The 14,182-nt window shown below is 70.1% G+C and carries 10 protein-coding genes; 5 read left to right on the top strand and 5 right to left on the bottom strand.

Annotated elements, in window-relative coordinates; translation table 11 throughout:
• Window positions 1–10 precede the first annotated feature (10 nt).
• The gene (locus HCX50_RS09425; protein WP_205828953.1) at window positions 11–1,381 is read left to right on the top strand and encodes a hypothetical protein; all 1,371 of its coding nucleotides are present in this window, start codon (window positions 11–13) and stop codon (window positions 1,379–1,381) included.
• Here the strand turns inward: HCX50_RS09425 and HCX50_RS09420 are convergent.
• A complete protein-coding gene (locus tag HCX50_RS09420; protein WP_244176004.1) occupies window positions 1,327–4,854 on the bottom strand; it encodes an ATP-dependent DNA helicase in 3,528 nt (1,175 codons plus the stop codon). The two genes, HCX50_RS09425 and HCX50_RS09420, sit on opposite strands and share 55 nt — an antisense overlap.
• Complete coding sequence (locus HCX50_RS09415; protein WP_167634006.1) at window positions 4,818–8,039, bottom strand: ATP-dependent helicase; 3,222 nt, start codon at window positions 8,037–8,039, stop codon at window positions 4,818–4,820. Before HCX50_RS09415 ends, HCX50_RS09420 begins: the two co-directional genes overlap by 37 nt.
• Before the next feature lie 140 nt (window positions 8,040–8,179).
• Between HCX50_RS09415 and HCX50_RS09410 the strand changes: the two genes are divergently transcribed.
• Both HCX50_RS09410 and HCX50_RS09405 read left to right on the top strand, forming a co-directional pair.
• Entirely contained in the window at window positions 8,180–8,404 is a 225-nt protein-coding gene (locus HCX50_RS09410; protein ID WP_091034081.1) for a DUF3107 domain-containing protein, read from the top strand.
• A 7-nt stretch (window positions 8,405–8,411) separates the two neighbouring features.
• Window positions 8,412–8,699, top strand: coding sequence for a hypothetical protein (locus HCX50_RS09405; protein ID WP_091034084.1), 288 nt, complete (start codon window positions 8,412–8,414; stop codon window positions 8,697–8,699).
• A 28-nt stretch (window positions 8,700–8,727) separates the two neighbouring features.
• On the opposite strand, the gene HCX50_RS09400 is transcribed toward HCX50_RS09405, so the two are convergent.
• Entirely contained in the window at window positions 8,728–9,441 is a 714-nt protein-coding gene (locus HCX50_RS09400) for a ferritin-like fold-containing protein (RefSeq protein WP_167634004.1), read from the bottom strand.
• A 196-nt stretch (window positions 9,442–9,637) separates the two neighbouring features.
• Between HCX50_RS09400 and HCX50_RS09395 the strand changes: the two genes are divergently transcribed.
• Window positions 9,638–11,158: a DEAD/DEAH box helicase gene (locus HCX50_RS09395; protein WP_091034090.1), complete on the top strand. Its 1,521-nt coding sequence runs from the start codon at window positions 9,638–9,640 to the stop codon at window positions 11,156–11,158.
• Between the two features lie 76 nt (window positions 11,159–11,234).
• On the opposite strand, the gene HCX50_RS09390 is transcribed toward HCX50_RS09395, so the two are convergent.
• Window positions 11,235–12,122, bottom strand: a complete 888-nt coding sequence (locus HCX50_RS09390) for a DUF817 domain-containing protein (RefSeq protein WP_091034093.1) — start codon at window positions 12,120–12,122, stop codon at window positions 11,235–11,237.
• 63 nt (window positions 12,123–12,185) lie between these two features.
• Window positions 12,186–13,058, bottom strand: coding sequence for a PHP domain-containing protein (locus tag HCX50_RS09385; RefSeq protein ID WP_091034096.1), 873 nt, complete (start codon window positions 13,056–13,058; stop codon window positions 12,186–12,188).
• Between the two features lie 89 nt (window positions 13,059–13,147).
• Here HCX50_RS09385 and HCX50_RS09380 point away from each other — a divergent pair, with 89 nt between their 5' ends.
• The gene (locus HCX50_RS09380) at window positions 13,148–14,170 is read left to right on the top strand and encodes an endonuclease/exonuclease/phosphatase family protein (protein ID WP_167634002.1); all 1,023 of its coding nucleotides are present in this window, start codon (window positions 13,148–13,150) and stop codon (window positions 14,168–14,170) included.
• The last annotated feature ends 12 nt before the right edge of the window (window positions 14,171–14,182 follow it).

Below are 14,182 nucleotides of genomic sequence, written 5' to 3'. Positions count from 1 at the left end.
CCCTGGGGGCATGGGACGCTCTCCATTCACTCTAGCCGCGGCAGTGACCGCCGCACTGCCCGGGGCGGAGGTCACCGGCGCCCGGAGCTTGAGCGCGGACGGCGACGCGCGGTTCGACTCGGCAGTGGCCTCGCTCGCCGACGGCCGTGAGCTCGCGATCCGTGTCGCAGACGATGACGACACCGCGCGTGAGCTCGCTGCCGAGGCACTCGCGTTGCGCGCACTGACCGACGGCGCACGGGCGATGCTCCCCTTCCGCGCTCCCGCCTACATCGGCGAGACCCGACTCGGCGACGCACGCGCCCTCGTGACCGAACTCCTCCCCGGGTTCCAGATCGAAGCCGCGCTGGTGCCGGCCGGGCGTGGCGCCGCCGAATCCATGGGCTCGTCGATCGCCGCCGTGCACGGCCTGCCGACATCGGTCGTCCGGGGTGCAGGGCTCGCCACTCGCAGCGCCGAGGAGAGCCGCGCGGAACTGGATCGCCTGATCGACACGGCCGCTGCCACCGGCCGCGTTCCCGCCCGACTCACGGTGCGCTGGCGCGATGCCGTCGCCGACGACGAGCTGTGGCGTTTCGAGTCCACCGTCATCCTGGGCGGCGTCCAGGCGACCTCGTTCCTGTTCGAAGACGACCCCGAGCGCGGCCCCGAAGTGGTCGGACTGCTCGGATGGCATGGACTCTCCGTCGGTGATCCGGCCCTCGATCTCTCCTGGCTCTCGGCGGCCCCGGACGCCGCCGCCGACGTGCACGCGTCATACGCCCGTGCTGTCGACCGCGCACCCGACAGCGGCCTCGAGGTGCGGGCGCGCCTGCTCGCCGAGCTGGAATTCGCCCGGTGGCTGGTGCACGGCGATTCGATGCGCCGCCCGGACATCGTCGACGATGCCGCCGCCCTGCTGGAGGCACTCGCCGAAGGTATCCGCGACGACGACCTCAACCTCATCGACTCTCGCGGCGTCGGCGTCGACTCCGCCCTCGACGCCCTCGACCGTGTTCCCCAAGACGCCGCCGCGGAGATCGACACGTCGATGCACACCGATGCGTACAACCCGGAAGAGCTGTGGGCGAACGCCCCCGACGACTCGGACCCGGCGCAGACCGAGACCGCATCGCACGACCGGCTCCCGACCACCGGGACCGAAACCGGCCGTCGCCCCGACGAGAGCGCGCACCGGGCGGAGATGCTGAACATCGAGACCGAAGACCTCTCGGGCGTCGCGAGCCTGTTCGCCGGCACCAGCGGCGCCGCCGGAGCACGCGAGGACTCGCACCCCCTCGCCCCGCGCGAGGACACCGACGACGACGGGGAAGACTCCGATGAGGCTCAGCGCGCCGCGCGAGCGGCACTCCAGCGCTGGAAGAGCTCTTCCTCCGAATAGACGCGGTCGCCGCGGATGATCAGATCGTCCGCCACGTAATACAACGCCACGTCGATGTCGTCGAGCGGCACCTCGAATCGCCGATGATAGGCCAGGCGGTAGAGCGCGAGCTGCAGCATCCGCTCGTCGCGCTCCTGTGGTGTGCGCGGCGCCCGACCGGTCTTCCAGTCGACGATCTCGATTCGGTCGCCGCGGTCGGCGCGCCGGTACACCGCGTCGAGCTTGCAGATCACGATGTGGGCCCCACCCCGGTGTTCCGCCTCAGGCAGTCCGGACCCGAGGGCGAAATCGATCTCGATCTCCACGGCGATCGGCTTGAGCGCGCCCCATTCGCTGCGCTCGAAGGTCTCCTGCAGGGCAGCGAGGTCGGCCGCGTCGGCTGACGCGCCCGAGCCTTCTCGGACGGGATCCGGCCCGGTCTCGTCCTCGTCGATCTCCCAGAGCGCCTCGTCGACGCGACTGCCGACTCCGACGAGCTCGGACCGCTGCTCGACCCAGGCGTGGAACAGGGTGCCGAGGCGCGTCTGCCGATAGGGGCGTTCCGGCATGGGGCGCACGATCGACGACAGCGTTCCCGAGAAATCGGTCACGTAGTCCTTGAATCGTGAGGCGGGCACACGCGTCGGGGCCTCGGCATCGGTCCCGCGCTGGCGGGCCGCGCGCTCGGCCAGCAGACGCTCGAGCTCGATCGTCGGCTCGGCCGTCCCGGCCCGCATCGCCTCCTCGACAGACGTGGCGGCTGCGGAGACGACCGCCCTCCGCGCTCCCAGCGGATCGAGCGGCCAGCGAAGCGTGGACCCGGGCCCGTCGTACGGATTGTCGTCCGGGTCCACCGTCTCGATCGGCTCGAGGCCACGCACCTCGATCGCCTCGATGAGGAAGGGACTCGGCGTGCGCGGGGCCTTCTGACCGGCCCAGTGCGCACCGCTGAGAAGCAGATCCGTCCGCGCACGGGTGACCGCGACGTAGGCGAGGCGCCGCTCTTCTTGCTGCTGGTACGCACGGTAGGCGTCCTTGAACCGCTTGAGCGCGCCCCCGTGCGGATTCGCTTTCGTCGCACCGCCCGAGAGCGAGGCCTGCGCGAGCTTCTGCCTCTTCGCGGGATCGGCCTCGCCGCCCATGGCCTCGACGGGGTCCCACTCGAACCGCGGCAACGCGTCGCGGTCACCCCGCAGGGCGAACGGCACGACGCCGAACCCGAACCAGCCGGAGGTGTCGGAGACCCTGCTCGGAAGCTCGTCGGCCACCAGCCGGACCACGGCGACTGCATCCCACTCGAGTCCCTTGGACCCGTGGATGGTGAGCAGCTGCACGACACCCGCCTCCGGCGGCTCGGGCCGCGGCATCAGCTCATCCGTGCTCTCGGCCTTGTCGAGCCAGGCGAGCAGGCTGCCGATGCTCCCCCGCTCGTCGGCCGCGAGGAACGCCCGCACCTCGTCGGCGAAGGCACGCAGCTGCGTGGCCGCGATACGTGCGGGGCCCCTGGTCTCGTTGGCCGCGAGCTCGATGTCCAGGCGGAGTTCGAGCTCGATGAGTCGGATCAGCTCCGGGATCGGCTGCGACGAAGCGCGTCGGAGCCGTTCCAGCATCTCCCCCGCTGCTCTGACCCGCGCCCGCCCGTCGGGGGTGATCGATTCGAGCAACCGGTAGTCGTCGCGCACCGCGCGCACCACGTCGACCGCGTCGATGATCGACACCGCCTCGTCCGCGCCGCGGGAAGATCGCAGCCGTGCCCGCACTTCTTCAGGGAGGGGCGCCATCGCGGTGTCGCGCTCGGACAGTGTGCGCCCCAGGTCATAGAGGGCCGCCATGTCGGCGACGCCGACGCCGAACCGGGGGCCGGTGAGCAGGCGGATCAGCGCAGACCCCGCGGTGGGGTCGTGCACGACGCGAAGGGTCGAGACGACGTCGACGACCTCCGGTGTCGCGAGGAGTCCACCGAGGCCGAGGATGCGGTGCGGGACGCCGCGGCCGGCGAGCGCCGCCGCGAAGGTCTGCATGTGCCGTTTGGAACGGAACAGGATCGCGCCGGTGTGGGGAATCGTTGTGTGGCCCGCGCCGCCCGCACGCGCTTCGTGTTCCGCCCGCCGCTCGACGAACCAGTCCGCGACGGCTGCGGCCTCCTCGTCGACCGTGAACGGGAATCTCACGGTGACCGTGCCTTCGCCCGCTCCGGGGCGGGGTTCGAGCGGCGGGACATCGAGCCCCGGCCGCTGCAGCGGCTCGAGCACCCGGTTCGCGATGTCGAGGATGCCCCGGTCGTTCCGCCAGCTCGTCATGAGGCTGTACGTCGTCGCTGTTCCCGTTCCCGAGAAGGTTCCCGAGAAGGCGTACAGGTTGTCGGCGCTCGCACCGCGCCAGCCGTAGATGGACTGGTGCGGGTCGCCGACCGCCATCACCGCGGAATCACGGAAGAGCTCGGCGAGGAAGCGCGTCTGGATCACCGAGGTGTCCTGGTACTCGTCGAGGAGCACGACGCGATGCTGCTCACGGAGTTCAGCGCGGACGTCGGGAGCGGACTCGACGATGTCGTAGGCGCCACTGACCTGATCGGCGAAGTCCAGCACGCCACGGCGTTGCTTCGCATCGATGTAGTCGCGCACCAGGCGTGCGATCGTCGGCAGACTGAGCAGGTTGACCGCCGCCTTCTCGACATCGGCGTTGCCGCGATACGGCTCGAACGCCAGCGCCTGCTCCTCCGCGATCCGCTCAGCCAGGTCGAGGTCGACGCGATGATCGAGGGCGTCGCCCGCGAGCCGCTGCACCGCGTCGATGACCGTGGCGAGCGCGTAGTCGATGTTCTCCAGCTCGGGAAGATCGCTGCGGAGCACGACCTCGCGCGCCAGCATCCACGAGGCTGCCTGGCTGAGCATGGCGACGTCGGGATCCCGGCCGATCCGTGCCGCGTGTTCGCGGACGATGCCGTCGGCGAACGCGTTGTACGTCGAGACGCGCGGCCGGACCATGAGGTCTTCGGCCGATCGAGGCGTCGCCGGATCCCACCCGGTGCCGTGGTGCGCGGCAAGCTCATCGAGCACGTGCGCGCGCACGAGCTCGCGCTGGCGGCCCGGCACCGCCTCGTCGACACGACGCAGTGCCCCCGCGCGCACGATCTCGGGCACGTGCGGCAGAAGACCTCGGCGTCCGTACTCGTCGATGACCGCGAGCCGGTGTCCGATCCGTTCTGCGAGCTCGCCCGCCGCCTTCCTGGTGAACGTCAGACCGAGGATCTCGTCTCGCCGCACGTGTCCGTTCGCGACCAGCCACACCACGCGCCCCGACATCGTCTCGGTCTTGCCGCTGCCGGCGCCGGCGACGACGAGCGCGGGCTCGGGTGGCGCCTCGATCACGCGCTGCTGCGCAGGTGTGGGCGACGGCTGGCCGAGCGCGGCGGCGATATCGGTGGCGGAGATCCCCTCGCCACCGCTCCACGCGGTCACGAGCTCACCGCCGGCACCGTGTGGATGCGACACGGATGCACGCGGCGCTGCGTGTCCGCACAGTGCGACTCCACCTGCGCGGTGAAGCTTGATGCCGACATGCCGCGCGCGGCATCCGACACCCGCCGCAGGAATGCGGAGCGCGATTCGTCACTCAGCGTGTGCTGATGAGCGATGCGATAGTCGCTCTTGGAGAGCGTCTTCGAGACGATCACGAGCCGCGCCCCCGCCAGCGACGTCGGCGGAGCACCCTCGACGAGCCCCTCCTGGACCGCGACCTGATAGGCGGCCAGCTGCGCGTGCTCGACGACGCCGGAGTCGGATTCCGGGTCGTTCTTCCCGGTTTTCAGATCGACGACGACCACCGGGCCTTCTTGACCGCCCGACATCGGCTCCCAGCCGCGCCCGCGGGCGTGGGAATGCTCGCCGGCCGCCGGCGGATAGGCCTCGACTCGGTCGATGTACCCGTGGATGACGGCCTGATTCGCCCGGTCATCCCCCACCGGGTGCACGGTCGGCACAGCTTCGCCCTCCGCTTCCGGCGCCACGTCGACGGCGAAGCGGAACTCCATCTCACTGCCGATCACGCGGCCGCCCTCGCGCCGCACATCGCCGAGATAGGTGTGCAGGCGGTTCACGAGCACATCTGCGCGCCGCCGCTCCTTGCGGCCGATCCACTCGGTCTCGAAGTCGAGCTCGGGCCAGTGCTCCTCGACGATCGCCCGCATCCGCTCCAGGTCGCCGTCGGGAACGCGCTCCATCGCCTCGTGCACGATCGTGCCGATCCCGGCGGTCGGCGGCATCACCGTATCGCCGCCGAGCGCCGAGACGACCCAGTTGAGGCCGCACTCCTCATACGACTCCATCTTCGACGGCGAGACCCGCGCACCCGTGACCGCGAGATCTCGGAGTGGGGCGTCGCTCGACGCGGGGGTCATTCCGTACCACTCGGCCGGATCGGACCCAGGCACCCCCTCCCGGGCGAGCACGGCGAGCTGCCCGGCGGCGTCGCGTCTGAGCGACTCCGCGTGGGCGGTGGTGAGGCTGCGTCGATGCCGTGCGACCAGTCCGCGCAGGGTGAGAGGATGCTCGGCTGACGCGTGGCGTTCCGGCGGTTCCGGGGCCGGCAAGAACCCGAAGAAGGGACTCGGCGTGAGATCGTCGTCGTCGACCGCCGTGATCAGCAGGCGATCGCGCGCACGCGAGACCGCGCGGACGAACAGCCGGAGTTCGTCGTGGAGTGCCGCTCGCCGGCGATCCAGCACACCCGCGGGCTCGGTGCTGACACCGGTGCGAGCCGCGTGCATCGCATCCGCCAGCCGCCACGTCTGCAGCAGTCCGCCGCGCAGGCGCACGTTCGGCCAGATGCCGTCCTGCACCCCCGCGACGACCACGGCGTCGAACTCCGTTCCGAGGGCGGTCGCCGGGGTCAGGAGCGTGACCCGGCCCGGGCGGTCGGGGGTCGACAGCGAATCTTCGGGGACTTCGCTGTCGAGGATGTCGCGCACGAAGGTGTGCGGCTTCTCGTTCGGAGTGCGCTCGACGAACCTCTTCGCCGCATCGAAGAGCGCGACGAGGGCGTCGAGTGAGCGCGCCGTCTCGGCGCCGGTCGGCACCTGCGAGATCTCTCGCCAGACGACCTGCAGCCGACGACCGTCCACGGCGCGGGCCTGGTCCCACACCCGCCACAGCAGATCGTGGATCGTCTCCCCCTGAGCGGCCGCTCTGGCCGTGGCCTCGATCGTCTCGGCGAAGCGCTCCGCCGTGCGCGACTCAGGCGCATCGATGAGGGTCAGGTGCGACGGATTGGCCATGGCCTGCCGCAGCAGCTCTCGCGCGGGGGTCGCGCCGCCCTGCTCGAGCTCGACGTGTCGGAGCCGCGCGCGGAGTCGCCGCAGTCCGATCGCGTCCATCCCCCCGAACGGGGTGCGCATGGCCTCTTCGAGCGCTTCGGATGTGCGCTCCTCCATCGGGGTCAGCGCCAGCCGGACGATGCCGACGATGTCTCGCACGATGCCCTCGCTGCCGAGCGGACGCTGCACTCCGGCGGCCCGGGTGGGGATCTCCCGGGCGGCGAGCTCGGTCTCGAGGGTCGTCACCTGTCGGGTGTCGTGGGCGATGACGGCCATCCGGTCCCAGCGGATCCCCTCGGCGAGATGCCATTCCCGCATCACACCGGCGATGCGATCGAGCTCCTCGTAGGGCGAGGGGGCGACGAAGGTCGAGACCCGGGCGTCGATCTCCTCCGCTGTCACCGGCACGGGAGCACGTCGATGCTCCACCCTGCCGGAGACACCGATCGCCTGCGTCACGGTCCGCGTGAGGGCGGTGAGCGCCGGCTGCTGGCGATGCGCACCGTCGAGCACATGCACCTCTCCGAGCGCGCCCGCGAGCTGGGCGAACAGCTCAGGGCTCGCTCCGCGGAAGGAACCGGACGAGATGTCGGGGTCGCCGAACGCCAGGACGGCGATGCCGCGGCCACGCAGGCTCCGGACCATGGCGATCCCGCCGCGGGTGAGCTCCTGCGCGTCGTCGATCAGCACCACGCGCAGGGGCGCCAGAGGGCCGAGCGTCGCGGCGTCCGCTCCGTGCAGGATCGTGCTCGCCTCGCTCAGGAGATCGGCCGCGTCGCGGTGCGCGGAACGCAGCGCATCGAGCACCGTCCGATACTCGACCAGGAACTCGGCCGCCGCGGCCCACACATCGTTGCCCGACGCTCGGAGCTCGTCGGGGTGGACACCGATCTCGGTGCACTCCGCCAGGAACGCCCGAAGCTCGGAGCGGAATCCCTTCGATGCGCGAACGGAGGCGCTGAGGGCATCCGGCCAGGGGATGCGCCCGTCTTCCGTGTCACCGGCGAGGAGCTCGGCGATGATACGGTCCTGGTCTGCGCCGGTGAGCAGCGCGGGCGGTTCCGCGCCCTCGCGCACCATCGCTCCGCGGACCAGCTGGAAGGCGAAGGACCCGAGTGACCGCGCCAACGGCCCGGGGGTGGCCTGACCGATGCGCACGCCGATGCGATCTCGCAGCGCCGTCGCCGCCTGACGACTCGGGGTGAGCGCGAGGACCTCTTCGGGTCGCAGCCCCTGCGCGTCGAGCAGATGCACCACACGGTCGACGAGGGTGCGGGTCTTCCCCGTTCCCGGTGCGCCGATGATGACGCCCGATGCCGACGGCTCCGCGGCGATCACAGCTCGCTGCGCGGCATCCGATGTCATGTCCTCCACGCTATCCGGACGCGCGGACATCGGCGTGCGTCCTCGCCTGTGCGCTCAGGGCGAAACCACCGCGGTCGGCCGATCCGGCCCGAGGCGCGCGGGGTAGAGTTGGGCCAGTCCCCGAACTTCAAGGAGCACGCGTGGAAATCCGCATCGGCATCATCAACACCGGCCGTGAACTGAGCTTCGACACCGGCGCGAGCGCGGACGAGGTCCGCACCCAGGTCGCCACGGCGCTGGAGCAGAACTCGACGCACGTGAGCTTCGCCGATGTGAAGGGCAACTCGTACATCGTCCCGACCGCGAACCTCGCCTACATCGAGCTGGGCACCGAGGAATCGCGCCGCGTCGGCTTCGTCGCCTGATCCGACGATGTACATCCTCCTCGCACTCGTCGGGGCGTGCGCGCTGGGAATCGCGGTGCACTTCCTGATCGGTGACCGCGAGCTGCGCGGGGTCGTCCTCGCCCCCGCCATCGCGACGGCCGCATCGGCGATCCTCTACACGGGCCTGCAGTGGCTGGGCGTCGGCGAGGACAGCATCTGGCTGTGGCTCGCGAGCGTGCTCGGCGCCGCCGTGATCGCCGCCGTCGGGACCATGGCCATCACGGCGCTGCGCAAGCGCTCCGACTCGGCGACGAGGACCGCACTGGGCATCTGACCCGGACGCCCCTGGTCCGCGGCGGCCTCTAGGACGCGAGGCCCATCGCATCCATGCGTCGCGCGTGCGCGCCCATCAGCTCGGTGTACACCGGCTCGATGCGGGCGTCGTCGACGTCGAGCAGCTCGGGACGCAGTGCCGAGCGGCAGACGAGGATCGTGTCTCCGACCAGTCGCCGCGCCCACATGGACAGCAGCGAACGCCACTCCTCGTCGCTCTCGATCGTCTCCTGGATGATCGCGACGATCTCGTGGCCGGCGTCGTCCTCCCGCAGGATCTGCGCGACCCGGCGGCCGGTGTCGCCGTAGCTCGAGGCCAGCGCGAGGTAGAAGTCGTCGAGCATCCCTGCGGTGATGTACACCGCCAGCAGGGTCTCACGCGGACGCGCACCGATCGTCTTGCGTCGGAACGCATCGAGGTGCTCGCGGAACGGCAGCATCACCTGCGTGGGATCTCCGCCACGCTCGGCGATGACCTCGACGATGCCGCGGTGTTTCGTCAGCGCTGCTCCGGCCGCGCGCGACAGCGACTCTTTCTCGGACAGCTCCGGCGTCGCCCGGATCAGCCGGGTGAGCGTCTCGAAGTACCCCAGCTGCAGGTAAGCCGCCTGGCCGAGGAAACGATCCAGTTCGGGGGCGAGTTCGGCGAAGTCGATGCGCGTGGCATCGCTCTGCTCCCCTCGACTGCGAAGTGCGAGGGTACGCCGCGGCGCGTCTTCGCGCTGCCAGAACCACTTAACCACGAGGTCTTCCTCCCGAGTCCACCACGTCGTTCACAATACCCGCGCCGCGACCTTCTCCCGGGTCCTGACGACCCCTCGGGTAGGCTGGGCGTGTCCCCGCCGTCGGAGCGGGGCCCCGCGCCTGTGGCACAAGAGACGGCGTGGCTCCGTTTACGTGGCGATCCCCCAGGCTCGCCGGACAGGCAATCTGAATAAAGTGACAACTTTCGCCGATCTCGGCATCGATCAGGACATCGTCGACGCGCTCGCCGCCAAGGGCATCGTCGACGCGTTCCCGATCCAGGAGCAGACCATCCCCCTCGGCCTTCCCGGCCAGGACATCATCGGCCAGGCGAAGACCGGAACGGGAAAGACCTTCGGGTTCGGCATCCCCGTCGTCCAGCGCCTCGGCAAGGACCCGGAGCACGGCGTCAAGGCACTCATCGTGGTGCCGACCCGCGAGCTCGCGGTGCAGGTCTACGAAGACATCGACCTGCTCACCAGCAACCGTTCCACCAGCGTCGTCGCCATCTACGGCGGCAAGGCGTACGAGGGGCAGATCGACCAGCTCAAGGCCGGCGCACAGATCGTCGTCGGCACCCCCGGTCGCCTGATCGACCTCGCGGGCCAGCGCCTGCTCGACCTCTCGAACGCGACCGAGGTCGTGCTCGACGAGGCCGACAAGATGCTCGACCTCGGCTTCCTCGCCGACATCGAGAAGATCTTCCAGAAGGTCCCGGCGGTCCGCCACACGCAGCTGTTCTCGGCGACCATGCCCGGCCCGATCGTGGCGCTCGCCCGCCGCTTCATGTCGAACCCGATCCACATCCGCGCGAACGACCCCGATGAGGGCCTCACGCAGGCGAACATCAAGCACCTCGTCTACCGCGCGCACTCGATGGACAAGGACGAGATCATCGCCCGCATCCTGCAGGCCGAGGGTCGCGGCAAGACGGTCATCTTCACGCGCACGAAGCGCGCTGCACAGCGCCTCGTCGATGAGCTCGGCGACCGCGGCTTCAACGTCGGCGGCGTGCACGGCGACATGGGCCAGGACCAGCGCGAGCGCTCGATGGCCGCGTTCAAAGCCGGCAAGCGCGACGTGCTCGTCGCCACCGACGTCGCGGCCCGCGGCATCGACGTCGACGACGTCACGCACGTGATCAACCACACGATCCCGGATGAGGACAAGACGTACCTGCACCGCGCCGGCCGTACCGGTCGCGCGGGCAAGACCGGCATCGCGGTCACGTTCGTCGACTGGGAGGACCTGCACAAGTGGGCCCTCATCAACCGCGCCCTCGAGTTCGGCCAGCCGGATCCGACCGAGACCTACTCGTCGAGCCCGCACCTGTTCGAGGACCTCGACATCCCGCAGGGCACCAAGGGCCGTCTCGTTTCGGCTCCGAAGACCGAGTCGGTCAAGACCGAGCGCACCCGCCGTCCCGAACGGGCTGCGGATGTCGCGGCCGAGGGTACCGAGGAGGGCGGCACGCGCCGCCGCCGGCGTCGCCGCAACAGCACCACCCCGGTCGGTTCGACCTTCGCCGAAGGCGCTGCCGAGTCCACGTCGGACGAGGGTCAGTCCGCGCCGGCAGCCGACCGTGGCGCCGAGGGCGCCGGCACGCACGACGGTGCAGGCAAGGAGCACCACGACGGCAAGCCGGCTCCGGCACGTCGTCGCCGGCGTCGTCGCGGCGGTTCCGGCGCGGGAGCGGCTCCGGTCGCCGGAGCCTGACAGGCCTCAGCACCTCACGAAGGGCGCGTCCTGCGGACGATCATCCGCAGTGCGCGCCCTTCGTCGTGCACCCGGATCAGACCGGCGCTCGAGCAGCCTGCCCGCGTTGCAGCAACGCGGCAGGAACCTGTGGCGGATACACCCACGCGACGAGGACGACCGAGATGATCATGAGCAGGAACCACGAGGTCAGCTTGCTCGGAGACACCGGCTGCCAGCCCTCGGCCTGGTCGGGATACGCCCAGGCACCCGCCCAGGTGCCGATGTTCTCGGCGAGATAGATGAACACGGCGACACCGGCGAAGACGGCCAGGAGCGGTAGCCGGATCGTGCGTCGCCACACGCGGGCGTGCATGACCGTGGGCAGCCACAGCAACACGACGCCGACCAGCAGCACCCAGCGCGCATCCCACCACCAGTGGTGCGCGAAGAAGTTGACGTAGATCGCGACCGCGAGGATCGCCGTCATCCACCGACGCGGATACCTCTCGAAGCCCAGGTCGAAGAGGCGGTAGACGCGCACCATGTAAGACCCGACCGCGGCATACATGAAGCCGCTGAACAGGGGCACCCCGCCGATGCGCAGGAATCCGTCCGCGGCATAGGCCCACGATCCGACATCGGTCTTGAACAGCTCCATCACGGTGCCGGTGATGTGGAAAAGCACGATGACCCACAGCTCGCGACCGCTCTCCAGCCGGAAGACGAGCATCGCCGCCTGGATGAGCACCGCGGCGATCGTCAGCGCATCGTTGCGGGCGAGCGCCGCATCGTCGGGGTACCAGATCCGCGCTGCGACGATCACGACGAGCAGTGCCGCCCCGAAGATGCATGCCCATGCCTGCTTCAGCACGAACACCGCGAACTCGATCAGGCCGGCACGGATTCCGTTCGCCGGGGCGCCGCGGAGGACGCGGTGAGCGATCGCATCGACGCGCCGCTCCAGGGAAGTCGCTCGCTGCATGCCTCGGACGGTATCGGTCGCCGTCGACAGCCCGCCGGGAGATGACCGACAGAATGCCGAGGATCAGGGATAACGCGGGGAGATACCGGTGCCGCGTGCTATGAGCCGCGCGACCATCTCGTCGGACGTGGTGTTCTCGCCCGGACGGTTCGGCTTGCCGCTGCCGTGATAGTCGCTGGACCCGGTAATGATGAGGTCATGCTCGGCGGCGATCTCCCGCAGCTTCCGCTTGCCGGCTTCTGTGTTCTCGCGATGGTCGATCTCGAAGCCACCGAGGCCGGCGTCGATCAGTCGCTCGATGAACGACACCGGCATCATCCGGTCGCGGCCCGACGTCACGGGGTGCGCGATGACGGCAACTCCCCCAGCCTCCGTGATCAGCCGTACCGCGGTGAGGGGATCCGGTGCGTAGTGCGGCTCGTAGTACCCCTCGCGCGGGTGCAGGATGCCGTCGAACGCCTCGGTCCGGTCCCGGACGATGCCGCGGGCGATCAGCGCGTCGGCGATGTGGGGGCGCCCCACCGTCGCATCCAGGTTCGTCTGCGCGACGACGTCCTCCCAGTGGAGGTCGTAGTCCCGCCCGATGTTCCGAACGATGCGCTCGGCACGGCCGATCCGGTCTCCGCGGATGCGATCGGTCTCGGCGCGCAGCGCCTCGTTCTCGGGGTCGAAGAGATAGCCCAGTACGTGCACACTGCGCCATTCGTGCTTGGCTGAAAGCTCCATGCCGGGGATGAAGGTCATTCCGAGCGCGACGGCCGCATCGCCCGCCTCGGCCCACCCGGTGGAGCGGTCGTGGTCGGTGAGCGCCGCCGTGCGGATCCCGTGCGCGTGGACCTGCCGCATCACCTCGGCCGGCGACTCCGTGCCGTCGGACTGGTGGGAGTGCAGGTGCAGGTCGGCGGGACCGGCGAACCCGGCGGACGGAGTGGCCATCCTCCGAGCGTACCGAGCGTCACCCGCACCGGGCGCGGAGGGGATGTCGGGGCAGGGACTTCACAGGCGGCGCTTCTAGGCTGGAGGGGATGTTTCGACTACTGGGGATCCTCTTCACCGTGCTGCTCGCGATCGCGACGGCGATCGTCGTGTGGCCGCAGTTCTTCCACCTCGAGCAGACCTATCCCTTCGCGCAGCTCGTCTCCGTCCGCGGCCTGGTCCTCGGCGGCTTCCTCATCATCGTGGTGCTCGCCCTCCTGCTGCTGTTCGCACGGCCGCTTCGCGGGTTCGCCGCGTCGGTGCTGATCGTCGCGCTGTTGGGAGCGAGCGCCACCGCATTGATCGGAGCCAGCAGGGGCTTCGGAGCGACCGCCCTTCCGGAGAAGACCGACAGCAGCGTTCGAGTGCTCACCTGGAACACCGCGGGCGAGGCCGTGTCGGCCGACGTGATCGCACAGCGCATCCTCGACCAGGGCGCGGACGTGGTCGCGCTGCCCGAGACCACCGAAGAGGTCGGTGAGCGGATCGCCATCATGCTGAGGGAGCAGGGGCACCCGATGTGGGTGCACCACGTGCAGTTCCGTCCCGATGTGCAGGACGGACCGCAGTCCTGGCAGACCACGGTCCTGGTCGCCCCCGATCTCGGCGAGTACTCCGTGATCGAGTCGGCGAAGGACGGCACCAGCAACACGGGTTCCGTGCCCAGCGTCGTCCTGATGCCGATCGACGGCACAGGTCCCACGATCGTCGCCGTGCACGCGGTCGCACCGCGCATGGAAGAGATGCAGCAGTGGCAGACCGATCTGCAGTGGATCGCCGACCAGTGCCCGCAGGGGGACTTCATCCTGGCGGGAGACTTCAACGCGACGATCGACCATATGGCCGGACTCGGCGTGGAGGGCGGCGACATCGGCTACTGCCGTGACGTGGCGGCGCGCACCGGCAACGGCGTCACCGGCACCTGGCCGAGCTCGCTCCCGCCGCTCGCCGGTGCGCCGATCGACCACGTGATGGCCTCGCAGAACTGGACGCCGACCGGCTCCGTCGTGCTCGACGATGCCGGCGGCAGCGACCACCGTGCGCTCGTCGTGCAGCTGGAGCCCGCCGGCTGAGCTCCCGTGTAC

It is taken from the genome of Microbacterium sp. B19(2022) (assembly GCF_012030385.1).
GTDB lineage: Bacteria > Actinomycetota > Actinomycetes > Actinomycetales > Microbacteriaceae > Microbacterium > Microbacterium oxydans_B.
This window is presented reverse-complemented; position numbering and strand designations above follow the sequence as displayed.